Source organism: Streptomyces sp. NPDC043878 (genome assembly GCF_056435735.1).
In genome coordinates this window covers 1-18,170 of sequence record NZ_JBWKDW010000002.1, presented here as the reverse complement: position 1 = coordinate 18,170, position 18,170 = coordinate 1, and the positions used below count along the sequence as shown (strand labels likewise).

At 73.1% G+C, this 18,170-nt stretch carries 11 protein-coding genes; 4 read left to right on the top strand and 7 right to left on the bottom strand.

The annotated features are described in order from the left end of the window. Window positions 1-54: 54 nt before the first annotated feature. The 4 genes from AC07AZ_RS03695 to AC07AZ_RS03680 all read right to left on the bottom strand — a co-directional run bounded on the left by AC07AZ_RS03695 (window position 55) and on the right by AC07AZ_RS03680 (window position 5,489). On the bottom strand, window positions 55-1,518 hold the full coding sequence (locus AC07AZ_RS03695) for a PrsW family intramembrane metalloprotease (RefSeq protein ID WP_478843468.1): 1,464 nt from the start codon (window positions 1,516-1,518) through the stop codon (window positions 55-57). A 75-nt stretch (window positions 1,519-1,593) separates the two neighbouring features. Beyond that, a complete protein-coding gene (trmB, locus tag AC07AZ_RS03690) occupies window positions 1,594-2,478 on the bottom strand; it encodes a tRNA (guanosine(46)-N7)-methyltransferase TrmB (protein ID WP_478843466.1) in 885 nt (294 codons plus the stop codon). Between the two features lie 284 nt (window positions 2,479-2,762). Next, window positions 2,763-3,980 (bottom strand): L-2-hydroxyglutarate oxidase, encoded by a 1,218-nt coding sequence (gene lhgO, locus AC07AZ_RS03685; RefSeq protein ID WP_478844144.1) that lies wholly within the window; start codon window positions 3,978-3,980, stop codon window positions 2,763-2,765. An 84-nt stretch (window positions 3,981-4,064) separates the two neighbouring features. Then, window positions 4,065-5,489, bottom strand: coding sequence for an MFS transporter (locus tag AC07AZ_RS03680; RefSeq protein WP_478843464.1), 1,425 nt, complete (start codon window positions 5,487-5,489; stop codon window positions 4,065-4,067). Window positions 5,490-6,204: 715 nt separating this feature from the next. On the opposite strand from AC07AZ_RS03680, the gene AC07AZ_RS03675 reads away from it, so the two are divergent. Continuing rightward, window positions 6,205-8,355, top strand: coding sequence for an asparagine synthase-related protein (locus AC07AZ_RS03675; RefSeq protein WP_478843462.1), 2,151 nt, complete (start codon window positions 6,205-6,207; stop codon window positions 8,353-8,355). A 480-nt stretch (window positions 8,356-8,835) separates the two neighbouring features. Here the strand turns inward: AC07AZ_RS03675 and AC07AZ_RS03670 are convergent, their stop codons facing one another. Together AC07AZ_RS03670 and AC07AZ_RS03665 are read right to left on the bottom strand one after the other, a co-directional pair. Further along, the gene (locus AC07AZ_RS03670) at window positions 8,836-10,815 is read right to left on the bottom strand and encodes a sigma-70 family RNA polymerase sigma factor (protein WP_478843460.1); all 1,980 of its coding nucleotides are present in this window, start codon (window positions 10,813-10,815) and stop codon (window positions 8,836-8,838) included. Between the two features lie 304 nt (window positions 10,816-11,119). Next, window positions 11,120-11,926: a TetR/AcrR family transcriptional regulator gene (locus AC07AZ_RS03665; RefSeq protein ID WP_478843458.1), complete on the bottom strand. Its 807-nt coding sequence runs from the start codon at window positions 11,924-11,926 to the stop codon at window positions 11,120-11,122. 384 nt (window positions 11,927-12,310) lie between these two features. Here AC07AZ_RS03665 and AC07AZ_RS03660 point away from each other — a divergent pair, with 384 nt between their 5' ends. Then, complete coding sequence (locus tag AC07AZ_RS03660; protein ID WP_478843456.1) at window positions 12,311-13,678, top strand: NAD(P)/FAD-dependent oxidoreductase; 1,368 nt, start codon at window positions 12,311-12,313, stop codon at window positions 13,676-13,678. Between the two features lie 222 nt (window positions 13,679-13,900). Beyond that, entirely contained in the window at window positions 13,901-15,544 is a 1,644-nt protein-coding gene (locus tag AC07AZ_RS03655; protein WP_478843454.1) for an ATP-binding SpoIIE family protein phosphatase, read from the top strand. Between the two features lie 3 nt (window positions 15,545-15,547). Here the strand turns inward: AC07AZ_RS03655 and AC07AZ_RS03650 are convergent, their stop codons facing one another. Beyond that, window positions 15,548-16,813, bottom strand: a complete 1,266-nt coding sequence (locus AC07AZ_RS03650; protein WP_478844142.1) for an MFS transporter — start codon at window positions 16,811-16,813, stop codon at window positions 15,548-15,550. Between the two features lie 134 nt (window positions 16,814-16,947). Here AC07AZ_RS03650 and AC07AZ_RS03645 point away from each other — a divergent pair, with 134 nt between their 5' ends. After that, entirely contained in the window at window positions 16,948-17,499 is a 552-nt protein-coding gene (locus AC07AZ_RS03645; protein WP_478843452.1) for a MarR family winged helix-turn-helix transcriptional regulator, read from the top strand. Window positions 17,500-18,170: the final 671 nt, after the last annotated feature.

Below are 18,170 nucleotides of genomic sequence, written 5' to 3'. Positions count from 1 at the left end.
CCGAGTGGTACGGCTGTGACCGGCTCCGAGTGGTACGGCTGTGACCGGTACGCGCTATGAGCGGTACGGGTTGTACACCGGGTACGGGACCATCGGATGTGCTGGGGCGTGGCTGCCGTGCGCGTCACCGCTAAGGACGGGGCCCGCGCTTCCCGCGCCGCCGGGGACGGGTCCGTAGGGGTACCCGTGTCCGGGGCCGTGTCCCTGGCCGGCGCCGTGGCCCGTCCCCGTCCCGGCGGTGGCATGGCCGTAGCCGTACACCCCGTACACGGGCCAGGGCGGCGCGGTCACCGGTACGGGCGGGGCCGTGGCGCGCGCCGCGTAGTCCAGGGCCGGACGGGCCACTTCCCGCCGCCGCCACAGCTCCTGGAGCAACTCGCCCTCCCGCACGACGAAGTCGGGGTTCGCCCTTCCGCTGCGCCCCCGGTGGCGCAGGAACGCCAGCGAGGTCGCGTACGCCTCGTACCGGGCGACCTCCCGGGCCGCCGGTCTGCCCAGACGGCGCCGGGCGTGGTCGCGGGCCAGCCGCCGGGCCCGCATCGAGCCGAGCGCGTACGGCTCGGCCGGGGTCAGCCAGCCCGCCGCCACGTAGGCGGGCAGTTCGGCCCGCACGGTCCTCAGCTCGCGCTGCCGCGTCCAGATGACCAGCCAGGTCAGCAGCCCGAACGCCGGCACCATGAACGCCGCGTACACGGCGAAGAAGCCGTACTCGCCGAACTTCGACGAGCCGTTCCAGATGGCGTGCATCCCCATCGCGAGCAGCAGCCCCGCCGGCGGCAGCGCCACCCGCCGCAGCCGCTGGCGCTCCGCGCAGAGCGCGGCGATCCCGAAGCCGATGCCGGTGAGGACGGTGAAGAGGGGGTGCGCGAACGGCGACATGATGACCCGTACGAAGAAGGTCGCCGCGGTCACCGAGGCGATGCCGCGGTCGCCGGTGAGCTGGTCGGTGCCGAACGCGGTGCCGAGGTAGAGGATGTTCTCGGTGAACGCGAAGCCGGTCGCGGTGACCCCCGCTATGACGACCCCGTCGACGATCCCGGTGAAGTCCCGGCGGCGGAAGAGGAACACGAGCAGGACGGCGGCGGCCTTCGCCGACTCCTCCACGACCGGCGCTATGACGGTCGCGCCGATGGTGTCGGCACTCGACGGATCGGCGGTCGCGGTGGCTATCCATCTGGTCGCGAAACTGTTGGCGACGATCGCTATCAGCGCCGCCGCGCACGCCCCCCACGCGAACGCGAACAACAGGTTGCGCCAGGGCCCCGGTTCGACGCGGTCCAGCCAGCGGAAGGCGGCCAGCAGCAGCGGCACGGGCAGGACGGCGAGCCCGAGGCCGACCAGGAACCCCTCGGTCCCGGTCTGTTCACGGACCAGGGCGAGGATGACGAGCCCGGACAGCGTGAGCAGGGTGATCAGCGCGCCGTAACGCACCCAGGTGCGCTGCCACCAGTGCGCGTGCCGCAGTACGCCACCGGCGGTGTCACGGGGATGCGTCGGGTACGGGGGACAGGTGGCCACAACATTGACCCTAACGAGGGGAGGGCGCCGCCCGCGACGGTGCGCCGTGCCGCCCGCGGGAACGGGCGGCGGGGCTCAGGCGCCGGTGGGGGGCTGGTCCGTGCGGTTGTCTTCTCGCTGTACGCGGCGGCAGAGCAGGTCGTTCACGACATGACCCTTCTCCAGTCCCTGGCCCTCGAAACGGGTCAGCGGCCGGAAGTCGGGACGCGGCGCGAAACCACCGTCGGGCCGGGTGTTCTCGAAGTCCGGGTGCGCGCTCAGCACGTCGAGCATCTGTTCGGCGTACGGCTCCCAGTCGGTGGCGCAGTGGACGATCGCCCCCGGTCTGAGCCGGGTCGCGGCCAGCGACAGGAACTCCGGCTGGATCAGCCGCCGCTTGTGATGGCGCTTCTTCGGCCACGGGTCGGGGAAGAACACGCGCAGCCCGTCGAGGGAGTCGGGCGGGAGCATCTCGCGCAGCAGGATGATGGCGTCCCCGTTGGCCACGCGGATGTTGGTCAGCCCCTGCTGTTCGGCGAGGGCGAGCAGATTGCCCTGGCCGGGGGTGTGCACGTCGACGGCGAGGATGTTGGTGCCGGGGTCGGCGGCGGCCATCCGGGCGGTGGCCTCGCCCATTCCGAAGCCGATCTCCAGGACGACGGGACGGTCGTTGCCGAACAGTTCGGCGAGGTCGATGACCCGCTGCCCGTCGATGTCCAGCCCCCACGCGGGCCACAACCGCTGGAGCGCCTCCGCCTGTCCCGCGGTCACCCGGCTGCGCCGCGGCTGGAAACTCCGGATCCGCCGCTCGAAGTGCGACCCGGCGGGGTCGGGCGCGGGGCCGTCCGGAAAACGGGGCTCGCCCTTGCCCCGGCTGTACCGCACGGAGGCTCCGGAGACTCCGGGGGCGGGCGAGGGGTGCTCGCCGGGCGGGGCGGGGACGGTCCGGGAGGCTTCGGGGGCGTTGCGCGAGTCAGACACAGTGCGGTCGATTTTACGTCCTCGTCGGAAGCCCCGACCGAGCGGGCAGGAACGGGCGGCGGCGAAGCGGGGACGGACTGGTGGTGGAGCGGGGGCGGACCGGCACTGGAGCGGGCAGGAACGGGTGGCGGCGAAGCGGGAACGGACCGGCGGCTGAGCGGGCACGGACCGGCCGATCCGTTCGGGTCGAGCTCGGCCCGCGTTCGGGCCGAGCCCGGCATGGCCGGCGTGCGTCGGGCACCGGTCCGTGCCTCGGCCGGGCGGGCACCGGCCGGCCGACCCGCTCAGGTCGAGCCCAGCACCGCCAGGGCCCGGCGGGCGACCTCCCGGCCGATCGGCAGGGAGGCGGTCGCCGCCGGCGAGGGCGCGTTGAGCACGTGCACGGTTCGGTCGCCCTCGCGGATCAGGAAGTCGTCCACCAGCGTCCCGTCCCGCAGGACGGCCTGCGCCCGCACCCCCGCGCTCGCCGGCACCAGGTCCGCCTCCTCTACCGCGGGCAGCATCCGGCGCACCGCCGCGGTGAACGCCCTCTTCGACACCGACCGGCGCAGCTCACCCGCCCCGTACCGCCAGTGCCGCCCGGCTATCCGCCACGCGCCCGGCCAGGCGAGGGTCCGCCCCAGTTCGCGGGGCCGCACCACGCCCCAGTCGTAGCCCTCCCTCGCCAGCGCGGGCACCGCGTTGGGTCCGACGTGCACCCCGCCGTCGATCCCGCGCGTGAGATGCACCCCGAGGAACGGGAACGCGGGGTCCGGCACCGGATACACCAGTCCCCGCACCAGCTCGGGCCGCGCCAGCGTGTAGTACTCCCCGCGGAAGGGCACGATCCGCATCCCCGGGTCGTCCCCGGTGAGCCGGGCGATCTCGTCGCAGTGCAGCCCGGCGCAGTTCACCAGCACCCGCGCGCGGACGACGGCTCCGTCCCCGGTGAGCACGGCCACCCCGAGGCCCGCGCGCCGGTCGACCCGCACCACCCGGGCCCCGTACCTGATCTCCGCCCCCGACGCCTCGGCCAGCCGCCGGGCCACCCCGGCGAAGTCGCACACCCCCGTCGTCCCGACGTGGATCGCGGCGAGCCCTCGCACCTCGGGCTCGTACTCCGCGATCTGGGAGCCGCCCAGCTCCCGTACCGGAATGCCGTTCTCCCGGCCGCGCTGCACCAGGGCGTGCAGCCGCGGCAGCTCCGCGCGGGTGGTGGCGACGATCAGCTTGCCGGTGACGGCGTGCGCGATGTCGTACTCCGCGCAGAACTTGATCATCTCGGCGGCGCCCCCCACCGCGTACCGCGCCTTGAGCGAATCGGGACGGTAGTAGATCCCGCTGTGGATCACCCCGCTGTTGCGCCCGGTCTGGTGGCGGGCCGGCCCCGGCTCCTTCTCCAGCACGGTGACCCGTGTCCCCGGCGCGGCACGCGTGATCGCATACGCCGTCGACAGGCCGACGATCCCCCCACCGATCACCAGCACGTCACAGTCGTACGCGATCTTCCGCACCTGCACCACCTCCCGGCTTCGATAGTGCACTGCGCCACTGACAATGCCCTCAAACCCGGGAACGCCCCCCGTCCCGAAACGACCCCCGGGCGGCTACGCCGGGGCCATCAGGAGCGGCCGTGCCCGCTCCCGCAGCTCGACCACGCGCGGCTCGTCGCCGTACGGCTCCAGCCGGTGCAGCAGGTCCTTCACGTACTCCGTGGTGCGCGCCGACGAGATGCGCCCGGCGACCTCCACCGCCCGCACGCCCTGCTCGCACGCCGCGTCGAGATTGCCCGACTCGAGCTCGGCGACCGCCGACACGACGAGCCGCAGGCCGTGCGAGCGCACGAACTCCTCCGTCGGCTTCGACAGCGCCTGCTCCGTGAACCGGCGCACCTGACGCGGAGCCTTCAGGTCGCGGTAGCACTCGGCGGCGTCCGCGGCGAAACGGTCGTAGGAGTAGAAGCCCAGCCAGGAGGGGTCGTGGTCGCCGTCGCGGGAGCGCTCCAGCCATCCCTCGGCCGCCTTCAGGGCCGCGCCGGCCGCCTGGGCGTCACCCGCGCGTGCGTGTGCGCGTGCCTCGACCAGCCGGAAGAAACTCATGGTGCGGGCGGTGGCGAGCCCGCGGTTGCGCTCCAGCGCGGCCTGCGCCAGATCCACGCCCTCGTCGCCGAAGCCGCGGTAGGTCGCCTGCAGCGACATCGACGCCAGTACGTATCCCCCGAGGGGGACGTCGGCCGCCGCGCGCGCGAGTCGCAGGGCCTGGATGTAGTAGCGCTGGGCGGCCTCCTGCTGGCCGGTGTCGAAGGCCATCCAGCCCGCGAGGCGGGTGAGTTCGGCGGAGGCGCCGAACAGCGCCCGGCCGACTTCGTCCGAGTAGGAGCCGAGCAGCAGCGGCGCGGCCTCCACCCGTAAGCACTCGGGCACCATGGACGAACGCCAGTCGCCGCCTCCGTACTTGGAGTCCCAGCGCCTGGCGTCCTCCGCGGCCTCCCGCAGCTTCTGCACATCGCTGTGGCCGACTTTGGCCGGTGCTCCGGAGTCCTCCGCGGGCCCCACCTCACGCGCGACCGAGCTGTCGGCCGGGGTTATCAGCCAGCGCGAGGCGGGCGTCGCGTAGGCGCTCACCGCGAACGAGCCGGCCAGCGACTGCCAGATGCCGCCACCACCGGCCCGGCGCCCGGCGAGGTCGAGACGGTAGAGATCGGTCGCCGACCGCACCGCCTGGCCGACGTCCCGGGGGAAGGCGAGGCCCACCTCCGGCGCGGGGTCCGCGTCCGCCAGACCGATCTCGTGGAGCGGCACCGGGCGGCCGAGCTTCTGTCCTATGGCGGCCGCGATGAGGTGCGGCGCGGCACCCTGCGGCACCATGCCCTTCGACACCCAGCGCGCCACGGACGTCTTGTCGTAGCGAAGAGTCAACCCGCGTTGAGCGCCAAGATCGTTGACGCGACGCGCGAGTCCTGCGTTGCTGATTCCCGCGAGGGCGAGAACGGTGCCGAGTTTTTCGTTCGGCCCGCGTTGCTCCCTGGACATGCGCCACCCCTCGACACAGACGGCTGCCGCGCTGGCATAACCATGCGGCATTCGTAAACCCAGCGTAGTTCGCCGCATCCCAAGCGTTAAGGGGCATTCTTCCGGTTGGCGGGATTGTGGTCCGCGCTTGAACGGCCGGGCAGGTACGGACCGTTGCGGCGTGCCCCGGCCGTGTGGCCGTGCGCCCGCCCGTGCGCTCTTCTCCGGCCACCCCGGGAGCGCTTGCATGGATCGTGCGTGGGTCGGCCCGCTGTACTGGATCCAGTGGGCTGGGGGACACCGCCGCCTACATCCCCGCGGGCGGCGGACCGGTCCGGGGGGCGAACTCCGCCTCCCGGACTGCGCGTCGGCCCAGGGTTGGTCACAGCGTGTACGGAGCGTGTGCGGGCTGCGTGCGCGGTCGTGCCTCCGTAGCCGATTTGGCCGAAATTCGACCCTGCCTTCTGTGGGTGATCAGCCCTCTCACCATGGGACTTGAGGGCGCGTTAGGTGTTTTCAGGGAGCGTATCGGGGGCGCATTCGCGTCGCAGCCGCCCGTCCTCGCAGGTCTATTCCCTTGCCCGCCAACGGCGTTCGCCGAGGCACGGGGGCGCCCCCGGGGGCGCAATCCACGGAGCACAAGCGACTCCGCCGCCTCTCTGCGGCGCGTCCTTCATGGCAGCATGGTGCCGAGTTCGTACGGTGCACTGGTTGTCCACAGGCTGTGGAGGCGTCGATGCGGTGGTTGGTCGGGTGGAGCAGCACCTCCGCTGTGGCCGCCGGAATCGGCTCCGCCGGGGCCACCGGCCACGACGGTGAGACCGTGCATCCGGTGGGTTCCCACCTGCTGTGGGGCGATCCCGACCCGCTCTGGGCGGTCGGCGACTGGCGCCCCGACGAGGTGCGGGTCGTCCAGGCCGATCCGCAGACCCGGGTCGCCGTCCTCGGCACCTGCGGCGCGAGCGACGAGCAGCTGCGCGTGGGCCTGTTCGCCGCGCGCGGCGGCGCCCTGCGCCATCTGACGGCCTGGCCCGGCAGTTACACGGCCCTCGTCCAGGTGGGGCGCAGGATCACCGTCTGCGGCGATCTCGCGGGCGCCCGCCCCGTGTTCTACGCCCCCTGGGCCGGCGGCACCGCCTACGCGACGGCCGCGCTCCCCCTCGCCGACCTCATCGAGGCCAACCTCGACTTCGGCCATCTCGCCGCGCTGCTCGCCGCCCCCGACGTACCGGCCGCGCTGCACGACTCCACGCCGTACGACGGCGTGCGGCGCATTCCGCCGGGGCATGCGCTCATCCTGCGAGCCGGCGCGCGCGAGATCGCCGGTTACGAGCCGGTCGCCTCCCTCGCCGTGGCAGCCCCCTCGGCCGACCCCGACAGCGCGGTCGACGCCGTGCGCGACGCCCTGGTGGACGCCGTACGAGCCCGCCTTTCGGCCCCACGGCACGTCCCCGGCGCCGACATCGACCCCGGCCCGGTGCCCGGCATGGGACCGGCCGAGCGGCGCGCCGCGCGCGGGATGCCGGTGCCCGGCATCGGCGCCGACCTGTCGGGCGGCTCCGCGTCCGCGACGCTGGCCCTGCTCGCCGCCGGCCTGCCCGGCATGCCCGGCACCGTCCTGGGCCACGGCACCGGCGCGGGCGAGCGGCTGCTGGCCGTCACCTTCAACGACCTGGCCGTCGCCGGGCGCGAGGCCGAACTGGAGCGGGCCGGCACACTCGCCGCCAACCCGCGCCTGCACCACGTCGTGGTGACCGGCGGCGAGGACACCCTCCCGTACGCCGACCTGGACGGCCCGCTGACCGACGAACCCGGCCCCTGCCTGGTCACGGCCGGCCGCCACCGCACCCGCCTGGCCTCGGGCAGCGCGGACCACTTCACCGGATACGGCGCCCGCCAGGTCCTGGACGCCCACCCCGCGCGCCTGGCCGACCTGCTCATGGACCGCAAGCGGCGCCACCTCGTACGACCGGTCGCCGCGCTGACCAAGGCGGACGGCTCGGTGCTCGTCCCCGCGCGCGTGTACGGCGCCGCCCGGCGACTCGCCCGGACGCCGTACCGGACCGGCCTGGAAGAGCTCGCCGACCGCCTCCTGCGCCGCCGCTTCGACGACCCGGGCGGCGCCGTGGACGCGTCCCTCGCGGCGCTCACCTGGGCCCGGCCGGGCCCCGCGGCCCGCTGGCTGACCGGTGAGGCACTGGCTGAAGTATCGGTTCGCCTCCAGGGCGCGACCCACCGCTCCGGAGTCGGTCCCGGCCAGCGCCCGGGTGACTTCCGCGCGCGTGCGGCGCTCGCGAGACACGCGATCGACCTGCGCGTACTCGAACAGGCCGCCGAGATCCGCTTCCAGCGCCTGCACGCGCCGTTCCTCGACAACCAGGTCGTCCGGGCCTGCCGCGCGCTCCCGGAGGCCCTGCGGGTCAAGCCCGGCGCACGCGCCGAGATCCTGCGCACGGTCCTGGAGGGCGCCGGGATCACCGACCTCCCGCCCGGCTGGGGCGCCCCCTCGGGCGCGTCGGCGACAGCGGCCGCGCGCACCGGGCTGCGGGTCGCCGCGGACTCCCTGCTGGCCCTCTTCGACACCCCGCTGCTCGCGCAGGCGGGCCTGGTCGAGGCCAGAGTCGTCCGCAAGGCGCTGCGCTCGGCGGCAGCGGGCGAACCCCTCCCCCTGGACGGTCTCGCGGACCTGGTCTCCCTGGAACTGTGGCTGGGCCGCCTCCTCGCCCGCCGCGGCACCTGCTGGACGGGCACCCCCGCCCGCGCCCGCGCGGTACCGGCGGGCATCACCCCTCAGCGCGGAGCACTGGGTACGGGGGCGGCGGGAACCGCGGGGGCCACCGGCGGTGCGGTGGTGCGGGTACGGCAGGTGGGCGGGGCGGGGTCTTAGGGGGCGGGTGGCCCGGGGCGGGTGCGTGGCTCCCGGCCGCGGCCCGGCGCCGGACACCCTGATCGACGAGGTCTGGGCGGGCGACCCGCCCCAGGACACACCGGCCGCCCTCCAGTCCCGGCGCGGCGGCGATCCGCGCCCCTGCACGAGCAGACGCGGGCCGAGCGCCCGGAGGCCGCCGCGCGCCGCGCTGGGCACCGGGCTCTACGAGGCGGAATACGCCGGGGAAGCCGCCCCCACCGCCGACGGCATCCCCGGCGACCTCGCAGTGCCTCGACGACCTCGGCGAGGCACTGCGACGACACCCCGCCGAACACGCCGAACACGCCGGACAGGCCGAACCGGGCGGACAGGCCGATCCTGCTGAACCGGCTGAACCGGCTGAACCGGCTGAACCGGCTGAACCGGCTGAACCGGCCGATCCCGCCGAACAGGCAGGACAGGCAGGACAGGCCGATCCCGCCGACCAGTCCGGCCGGGTCACGGATCGCAGGTGAACTTCGACTCGGTCCAGTCCGCGAGGGTCAGGGCGTCGAGGTGGCCGTGCGGCCGCACCACCAAGCGGACGGTGGTGCGGCCGTCGAGGCTCACATGGACCGGCACCGCCGCCGCGCCGCCCCCGACCGGGCCGGAACTCCACAGCGGGACCCCGTCGGCGTAGACGGAGAAGGTGACCGTGCCGAGGCCGAGCGTCAGGTCGTCGACGCCGACGAGACCGTCGTAGGCGGAGCACCGGCGGTTGAGGTCGACGCTCACGGAGGAGTCGCCGCGCACGGTCGCCCCGCGCGTGTATCGCGTGCCGGCGATCGACAGGTCGTACCGCTGCCAGACCCAGCTGCTGTCGCGCAGCCGCATCTCGGGCTTGGTGCCGTCGCCGCCGACGTCGTAGGTCAGCTCGCTCAGCGGGAAGGAGACCGGAGCCGACGGGGGAGCGGGAGCGGGCGGGGGCGTGAGGGTCGGGGTGGGGGCGGGCGAGGGGGTGGCCGACTGCTTCGGCGCGGGGCTCCGGGTGGGCGTCGGTCCCGGCACCCACTCGGCGGCGGACACGGACGAGGGTGTGGGTGACGGCGTCGGCGCCTGCACGGGCGTGGCCGGTGCCCCGGCCGCGATCACCGGCGGCTTCGGTCCGGGCTCCGCCGCCGGCGGCGCGGGCGTGTCCTGGGCCGGCTGGACGGCCGGGGAGGACACCGGCGGCTTGGAGTCCGGCTTCCTCTCGGGGTGGTCGCTGCCGGCCAGCGCGAGCGCGACCGCCACGGCCACGCCCACCGCCACCACGCCGGCCGCGGCACCCGCCTTCAGGGGCGTCCCCAGCCCCTCGGAGGCCGCCGCCCCGGCACCCCCGCCGGAGGAGGAGCCGCCGCCCGCCCCCGCGGCGCCGGCCGCGCCCGCCCCGGCGCCCCCGGCCACGAGGCCGAGCGCCTTGGCGTACCCGGCGGCGCCGAACCAGCCGATGACCGCCACCGGCACCACGGCCGGGATGCCGCCGGCGACCTCCTTGAGCTGGCCCGCCGCCAGCCGGCACTTGGCGCACTCCTCCAGGTGCTTGCGCAACCCGCGCTCGGCCCGGGTGCGCAGGCTGCCGCGGGCGTAGGCGCCGAGCCGGTCGGCATGGCGGGCGCACTCCTCGTCACCGGCGAGGGTGGCGCTGACGTGGGCCTGGAGGTAGGCCTGCTTGAGGCCCTCGCGGGCCCGGCTGGCGAGCACGCGGGTGCCGTTGGCGTCCAGCCCGAAGAGGATGGCGACCTCACTCGGCGACTCGTCCTCGACCTCGGTGTGCCACAGCACGGCCTGCCAGCGCTCGGGCAGCGACCGGAAGGCCTGCATGGCCAGGGACTGCTCGGCCTCGTGCAGGGCGCGTACGTCCGCACCCAGGTCCAGGGTGTCGTCGTCGGACACCTGGGACCCGCGGGCGGAGTGCGCGGCGAACACCGCGAAGTCGTCGACCAGTTGCTCCCGCCTGGCCGACCTGGTCCAGCCGGCGGCCACGCGTCGCACGGTCGTCAACAGGTAGGCGCGCACGGAGTGTTCGGGACCGGAACCACCGCGCACCGCCTGGAGCATGCGGGCGAAGACCTCGGCGGTGAGGTCGTCGGCGGTGTGGGCGTCCCGGCAGCAGGTGCGGGCGTAACGGCGGACGGCGTCCGCGTGACGGCGGTACAGGCCCTCGTAGGCGCTGTCGTCGCCGGCGCGCATCCGGGCGATCAGGTCGGCGTCGGACCAGGGCCGCTCCCACGGCGGCGGCAGCACACCGTCCTCGCGCCGGTCGCGCTGCGCCGGGACGCCGCCCTCGACGGGTTCGCCGCCCTGCGCGGGAATACCGCCACCGGCGAGCTCGCCGCCCGGTGGAAAGGCGGCCGGGCCACCCTGACTCGGCACCTGCGGCGAGGCGGGGCGCCCGGCCTGCGCGTCACCGTCACCCTCACCGTCACCGAGTGACTCGTCCCGCCCGTCAACACTCATCGCGGAAAGCCCCCGCCGCCTGTTCCACCGGTCCCGGACACCGGGTCAGCGTGCCATATCGACTTTTGTTCAGGACCCCGCGATACGGACGGTCCACTCGTCCGCGGGGATTCGCCGCCCGGCGGTGTTGGCCCCCGTGTTTCTTGGGAAGAACCAAGTGCCACTCCCAGCACAGGAGTTGACCGGCATGCCCGACGTGACCGGGTCGCTGCCCGGGTGGCCCGGAGGCGAGGGCGGTGCGACTCCCCCGCCCCCACAGTCACCCTTTCGAGTCGCGCGCCACCAGAGGTTGACCCTCGTGGTCTCAGGCCGGCCGCGAGCGCAGCCCATCCAGCAGGATGTCCAGCAGCCGCGCCGAAGCGGCGGCCTGCTGCGCGGCGTCGGGCAGCGAGGGCGCCGCCGTCGCGATCACCAGCAGCACGTCCGCCACCGACACGTCGGCCCGCAGTTCACCCGCCGCACGCGCCCGCTCCACGAGCCGGCCCACCACGTCGAGCAGCGCCGCCGCTCCGGTGTCGTCGTCCTCGACCGGCGCCGGGACCTGCTCCGGCACCAGCCGCAGCTCCCCGGAACCCGGCTGGACCCGCTGCTGCGGCACCCGCGCCGCGTCGAACACCGAACCGCCGGTGGCGGCGCCATCGGACTCCTCGTCCTGGACGCCGACCCGCAGCACCTGCGGCGGCAGCAGCCGCCCGGCACCGGAGGCCACCGACGTCCGCAGGAAGCGCGAGAGCGCCGACCACGGTTCGTCCTCCTGACCGAGCGCCGTCCGCGCCTGGTCGGTCAGCCGGGAGGTCTCCTCCTCGGCTATCCGCCGCACCAGGACGTCCTTGCTCGGGAAGCGCCGGTACACCGTGCCGACGCCGACCCGCGCGCGCCGCGCCACGTCCTCCATCGGCGCGCCGTACCCCAGCTCGCCGAAGACCTCGCGCGCCGCGCGCAGTACGTGCTCCAGGTTGCGCTGTGCGTCCACGCGCAGCGGCGCCGTCCGCGAGCTGTCCCCGCGTCCGCCGCCCGCCCCGCTCATCGTTCCTGTCATCGCTCCGCCCAAGGGTCCGCCACCGGGTGGGATGGTGGACGCGGACGACCAATGAGAGTTCTGCACATGCATAGGTGTTCCCCCGGTAATGACGTCTCCCCCCGGAGACTCTCCCCGCCATCGGAAGGCGGAGCGTGCGGGAACATGCCCGGTGTTCGAGCCCGCCCGTCGCGGACCCGGTGACCGATGGGCGCATCCCCCTACACCCCGTCGACACACGAACATAGTTGAGTGAGGGTCAATTCAGAAGGGGCAGGTTCCGCACGGAGCGCCCCCCGATCGGAGTACGGGTCGTATACGTCCTGGTTGCACCCCCTGCGGACCCCCGGCGCACACCGGCTGACCTGCGCGCCTTCTGCGTACTCCGGCATTCCGGCCCACCCCGCGCGCACCGGCCTCCCGGTCACACAAATTGTCGGGGCTGTGGACAAACCCGAGCGGCGGGTGCGTCATGGGATGGTGAAGGAACGTGCGCGCATTCTGGTTGTCGGCGGCGGCTACGTCGGGATGTACACGGCCCTGCGTCTCCAGCGGAAGCTGAAACACGAACTGGAGCGGGGCGAGGCCGAGATCACGGTGGTCACCCCCGACTCGTACATGACCTACCAGCCGTTCCTCCCGGAGGCGGCGGCCGGTTCGATCTCCCCCCGCCACGTCGTCGTACCGCTGCGGAGGGTCCTGGACCGGTGCCGGATCGTCGTCGGCGAGGCACGCTCCATCGACCACGCCAAACGCACGGCCACCCTCACCACCCTCGCCACGCAGGAGGAGGGCACGGGCGGACAGCAGATCACCTACGACGAACTCGTCCTCGCCCCCGGCTCCGTCTCGCGGACCCTGCCGATCCCCGGCCTCGCCGAGTACGCGATCGGCTTCAAGACCGTCGAGGAGGCCATCGGCCTGCGCAACCACGTCATCGAGCAGATGGACATCGCCTCCTCCACCCGCGACCCCGCCGTCCGCGACGCGGCCCTCACCTTCGTCTTCGTCGGCGGCGGCTACGCAGGCGTCGAGGCACTCGGCGAGCTGGAGGACATGGCCCGCTACGCCACCCGCTACTACCACAACGTGCAGCCCGAGGACATGAAGTGGATCCTCGTCGAGGCCTCGGACCGCATCCTGCCCGAGGTCGGCGAGGAGATGGGCCGGTACACGGTCACCGAACTGCGCCGCCGCAACATCGACGTACGTCTCGACACCCGCCTCGACTCCTGCGCGGACCGCGTCGCCGTCCTCAGCGACGGCGCCCGCTTCCCGACCCGCACGGTCGTGTGGACGGCCGGCGTGAAACCCCACCCGGTCCTCGCCGCCAGCGACCTGCCGCTCACCGGGCGCGGCCGCCTCAAGTGCACCCCGCAGCTGACCGTCGAGGGCGCCGCGCACGCGTGGGCCGCGGGAGACGCGGCCGCCGTCCCCGACGTCACGGCCGCGGAACCCGGCAGGGAGACCGCCCCGAACGCCCAGCACGCGGTCCGCCAGGCGAAGGTCCTCGGCGACAACATCGCGCACTCCCTGCGCGGTGAGCCCCTTGAGACGTACGCCCACGCATACGTCGGCTCGGTGGCCTCCCTGGGACTCCACAAAGGTGTCGCGCAGGTCTACGGACGCAGGCTGAAGGGCTACCCTGCCTGGTTCATGCACCGCGTCTACCACCTCAGCAGGGTGCCCACCTTCAACCGCAAGGCCCGTGTGCTCGCCGAATGGACTCTGTCAGGGCTCTTCAAACGGGAGATCGTCTCCCTCGGCTCGCTCGAACACCCCCGGGCGGAGTTCGAACTCGCGGCCGGTGGAAAGCCTTCTTCCGACCCGAAGGGGTCGTCCTGACCGGAGCCGGGAACTCCGCCGGCGGGGCAGGCGTCCGACGGATGTCGCCCCGCTCGGTCCCCCTGCCAGACTGACCCCGACCCAGGACGGGCAGACGCCCGCCCTTCGAACTCCCGAGGCTTTCCCCACGGTGCTGCGACCCCGGTGTGCCACCGCCCCCGCCCACGACCGGGTCCGGAGCCGGCCGAAGACGCCGAAGACGACGACACGAGGCAAGGATTCGTGAACTTCACGCGCTGGAGCGCCCGGCTCCCCGGAACGCAGCGCCGCGCCGCAGCGCGGACCGACAACGTGGTCACCCCGGACCGGCTCGGGGAGGGCTCCGTCCCCGCGGCCCGCGCCGGACAGTTCACGGCCGGCGCGCCGGCGCTGCCCGCCGTGGACGAACTCCCGGTACGTGAGGTCCTCGACCGCGTCCCGGCTCTGGTCGCCCTCATCCACGGCCCGGACCACCGCCTCGCCTACGTCAACGACGCCTACGTCGCCGCGTTCGGCGCCCGCCCGGTCGGCATCCCGGCCCGCGAGGCGCTCCCGGAACTCGACGAACTGGGCCTCTTCCCGCTCCTCGACCAGGTCCTGCGCAGCCGCAGGCCCCGCACGGTCAAGTCCCGCAAGGCCCCCGACGGCCGCTCCTACACCTTCAGCTGCACCCCGGTCAGCGACGGCGAGAGCGGTGGCGTCCTGGTCTTCGCCACCGACGTCACCGACCACGCCGAGGCCGCGGAACGCCTCAGAACCAGCGAACGGCGCCAGCGCGAGACCGCCGTCACCCTCCAGCGCTCCCTGCTCCCCCAGGAACTGGAACAACCCGACGACCTGCGCGTGGCGGCCACCTACCAGCCGGGCGGCACGGAAGCCGCGGTCGGCGGCGACTGGTACGACGTGATCACGCTCGGCGGCGGCCGCACGGCCCTGGTCATCGGCGACGTCATGGGCAGAGGCGTGCGCGCCGCGGCGGTCATGGGCCAGCTCCGTACGGCGGTCAGGGCGTACGCCCGCCTGGACCTGCCCCCGCACGAGATCCTCCAGCTCCTCGACGGACTCGCCACCGAGATCGACGCCAACCAGATCGCCACCTGCGTGTACGCCATCCACGACCCGAACGAGGGCCGCCTGGTGTACGCCTCCGCCGGCCATCTGCCGATCCTGGTCCGCGACGAGAGCGGGGTGGTCCTGCGTGCCGACGAGCCCACCGGCCCGCCCCTGGGCACCGGCAACTGGATGCACGCCTCGGGCTCGATCCCCCTGGGCCCCGGCTCCACGGCCGTCCTCTACACGGACGGCCTGGTGGAACGCAGGAACGAGGACCTGGACGAGGGCATCGCCGCCCTCGAACGCGCCCTCGCGGGGGCCACCGGCACGCCCCAGGTGATCTGCGACCGCCTGGTCAGATCGGCCGGAGTGACCGCCGACCACGACGACGACGTGGCCGTCCTGGTCCTCCAGCACCCCGCCCGCACGGGCCCTGACGGCGAACTCTTCCGCAACGCTGCCCTGGAACTCCTCGGCGGTGTCGAGGCGGCCCCCCGCGCGCGTGCCTTCGCCTCCGGCGTCCTGACGAGCTGGCGCTTCCCGCCCGAGCTGCACGACCTGGGCGTCCTGGCCGCCAGCGAACTCGTCGCCAACTCCCTGCAACACGGCACCCCGCCCATGCGGCTGCGGCTGCGCCGCACCGACCGCCGCCTGATCATCGAGGTGACGGACGGCGACGACCACCTGCCCAGGCGCCGCCGCGCGGACCCGGGCGACGAGTCGGGCCGGGGGATCGCCATCGTCGCGACGATCGCCTCGGCCTGGGGTTCCCGCCGTACACCCGGCGGCGGCAAAGCGGTGTGGTGCGAGTTCGCGCTGCCGCGGTCGAAGTGACCCTCAGGCGCGCGCCCGAGCTTCGCCCGGCACAGCAGCGCCGCCCTGCGCCACCACCCGGCTCTTCGCCGACCACGGCTGATCCTGTACGACGGTCAGCCGCCGCCCGAGCCGCACCCCGAGGAACGTGATGCCCAGGGAGAACAGCAGGAACGTCACGACGTACGGCGCGTGCAGCGAGGCCCCCATGGGCCCGCCGACCGCCGGCCCGACGGCCAGCGCGAGCTGCTTGACCAGTGCGAACGCGGAGTTGTACTGCCCGGCCAGTCCCTCCGGCGCGAGATCGGCGACCAGCGGCGCGACCGTCGGCGACAGCATCGCCTCACCGAGCCCGAACAGCGCGTACGTCGACACGAACGCCGCCGTGGCCATCTCCTGGCTGCCGTGCCCGAGGCCCGCGTACCCGGCCATGACCCAGGCCACGGCCCAGATGAGCCCCACCGCGGCGATCACGCGGGACCGCCGGCGCCGCTCCACGAACTTCAGCACGAGGAACTGCGCGACCACGATCATCGCCGTGTTCGCGGCCAGCGCCGTACCCAGCGCGGACGTCGAGATCCCGGCGGCCTCGACCCCGTACGCGCTCAGCCCGGACTCGAACTGCCCGTAGCAGGCGAAGAACAGCACGAAGCCCAGGACGCACAGCTGCACCATGGCCCGGTTGCCGAGCAACTGCTTCCAGCCGCCCTGCCCCGACGGCCCCGGCGCGTCCTCCATGCGCGGCGAGTGCGGCATCCGCACCGTCGCCAACACGACCACCAGCAGCAGGAACACCGCCGCCTCGATCGCGAACAGCAGGGTGAAGGACGCGGCGCTCGTCGTGTCGACGAGATGACCGCCGATGAGCCCGCCGACGCCGAGTCCGAGGTTCTGCAGGAAGAACTGGGTGGCGAAGGCACGCGAGCGGGTGTCGGCCGAGGAGCAGTCCACGATCATCGTGGCCAGCGCCGGCTGCATCACGGCCTGCCCGGCACCGAGCGCCGCCGCCGACACCAGCACGGTCGCGGCGGTCGAGGCGAGACCCAGACTCAGCGCCCCGAGGGCGGCGGTGACCAGGGCGGCGAGCAGCACCGGCAGCGGCCCCCGCCGGACGATGGCCCGCCCGGCGAACGGCAGCACGATCAGCGCGGCCACGGCGAAGACGGCGAGGACGAGCCCCGCCGTCATGGCCCCCAGCCCCCGCACCTGCGCCACGTAGACGTACAGGTAGGGGACGGTGAAGCCCAGCCCGAACGCGCTGAGTGCGTTGCCCATGTGGATCCGGCGCATCGCCGCGCCCATCGCCCTGGTCACGTTCACCTCATTCAATAGTTAGGAGTGAAGACTTCGAAGCTAAAGTTCGAAGCTAAACAGTACACCTCGAAGGACTTCAACGCCAAGCAGCTCCGTGCCATACTGCGACCATGGGTGACACCCCCGGCGGCCTCGGCGAACCGACGCTCGAAGAGCAGATCGCCGCCTACCAGCGCGAGTTCCAGGACCTCGACCCCCAGGTCGAGAAGATCGTCTCGGCGCTCTCCCGGCTCAACCGCCGTATGAACGTCGCCTACGGCCGTCAGACCGCCGCCCTCGGGATCAGCAACGCCGAGTGGGAGGTCCTCAAGGCCCTCGTACTCTCCGGCGCCCCCTATCGCCTGGGTCCCAGCGACCTCGCCAAGCGTCTGGGGCTGACACCGGCCGCGATGACCCACCGGATCGACCGCATGGTCGCCGAGGGTCTGGTCACCCGGGACCGGGACGAGAACAACCGGGTGCGCGTGATCGTGGAACTGACCGCGGAGGGCCGGGGCAGGTGGCTGGAGGCGATGCGCAGGGCCACGGTCTTCGAGGAGGACCTGCTCCAGGACCTCTCCGCCGAGGAGCGGGCCACCCTCGGGGAGGCCCTCACCCGCCTCCTGCGCCGGGTCGAGCACGCCCAGCCGGACGCCGGCGGACGGCTCAGCGACCTCGACTGAGGGCCGGACGTGCCGGAGGGAAAGATCTTGACAGGGGGCGCTTGACACCCCCCTCCCGGATGCGTACAGTTCTTCGGGTTGCCGCAGAGCCGTAACGGTTCTCCGACAGCACCTCCGCCGCGGTAGCGGCACCACAAACCACCAGCAAGATCTCCCAGCGGGGTTGAATTCGGCGTGTCCGAATTGAATTCGATTGGGTACGGCAGCTCGATTAGGAGCTACCGGAACGATCCGCTAGGGTTTGAGACGTCGGAACGGCCCAACGGCCGGGATGACAAGCCCGCTGACTGGGAATCAGGCCCGAAAGGATCTGATAGAGTCGGAACCGCCGGAAAGGGAAACGCGAAAGCGGAAACCTGGAAAGCACGAGGAAATCGGATACGGAAACGGTCTGATAGAGTCGGAAACGCAAGACCGAAGGGAAGCGCCCGGAGGAAAGCCGCGAGAGAGTCTCTCGGGTGAGTACAAAGGAAGCGTCCGTTCCTTGAGAACTCAACAGCGTGCCAAAAATCAACGCCAGATATGTTGATACCCCGTTCCCGGCCTTTTCAGTCGGGGCGAGGTTCCTTTGAAGTAAAACACAGCGAGGACGCTGTGAACGGCCGGGCTTATTCCGCCTGGCTGTTCCGCTCTCGTGGTGTCATCCCGATTACGGGACAACATTCACGGAG

Bases quoted from the DNA above. Each gene is read 5' to 3' on its own strand.
- AC07AZ_RS03680 (WP_478843464.1), bottom strand. From the start codon at position 5,489: ATGTCCAGGGAGCAACGCGGGCCGAACGAAAAACTCGGCACCGTTCTC.
- AC07AZ_RS03675 (WP_478843462.1), top strand. From the start codon at position 6,205: ATGCGGTGGTTGGTCGGGTGGAGCAGCACCTCCGCTGTGGCCGCCGGA.
- AC07AZ_RS03670 (WP_478843460.1), bottom strand. From the start codon at position 10,815: ATGAGTGTTGACGGGCGGGACGAGTCACTCGGTGACGGTGAGGGTGAC.
- AC07AZ_RS03665 (WP_478843458.1), bottom strand. From the start codon at position 11,926: ATGCATGTGCAGAACTCTCATTGGTCGTCCGCGTCCACCATCCCACCC.
- AC07AZ_RS03660 (WP_478843456.1), top strand. From the start codon at position 12,311: ATGGTGAAGGAACGTGCGCGCATTCTGGTTGTCGGCGGCGGCTACGTC.
- AC07AZ_RS03650 (WP_478844142.1), bottom strand. From the start codon at position 16,813: ATGCGCCGGATCCACATGGGCAACGCACTCAGCGCGTTCGGGCTGGGC.
- AC07AZ_RS03645 (WP_478843452.1), top strand. From the start codon at position 16,948: ATGGGTGACACCCCCGGCGGCCTCGGCGAACCGACGCTCGAAGAGCAG.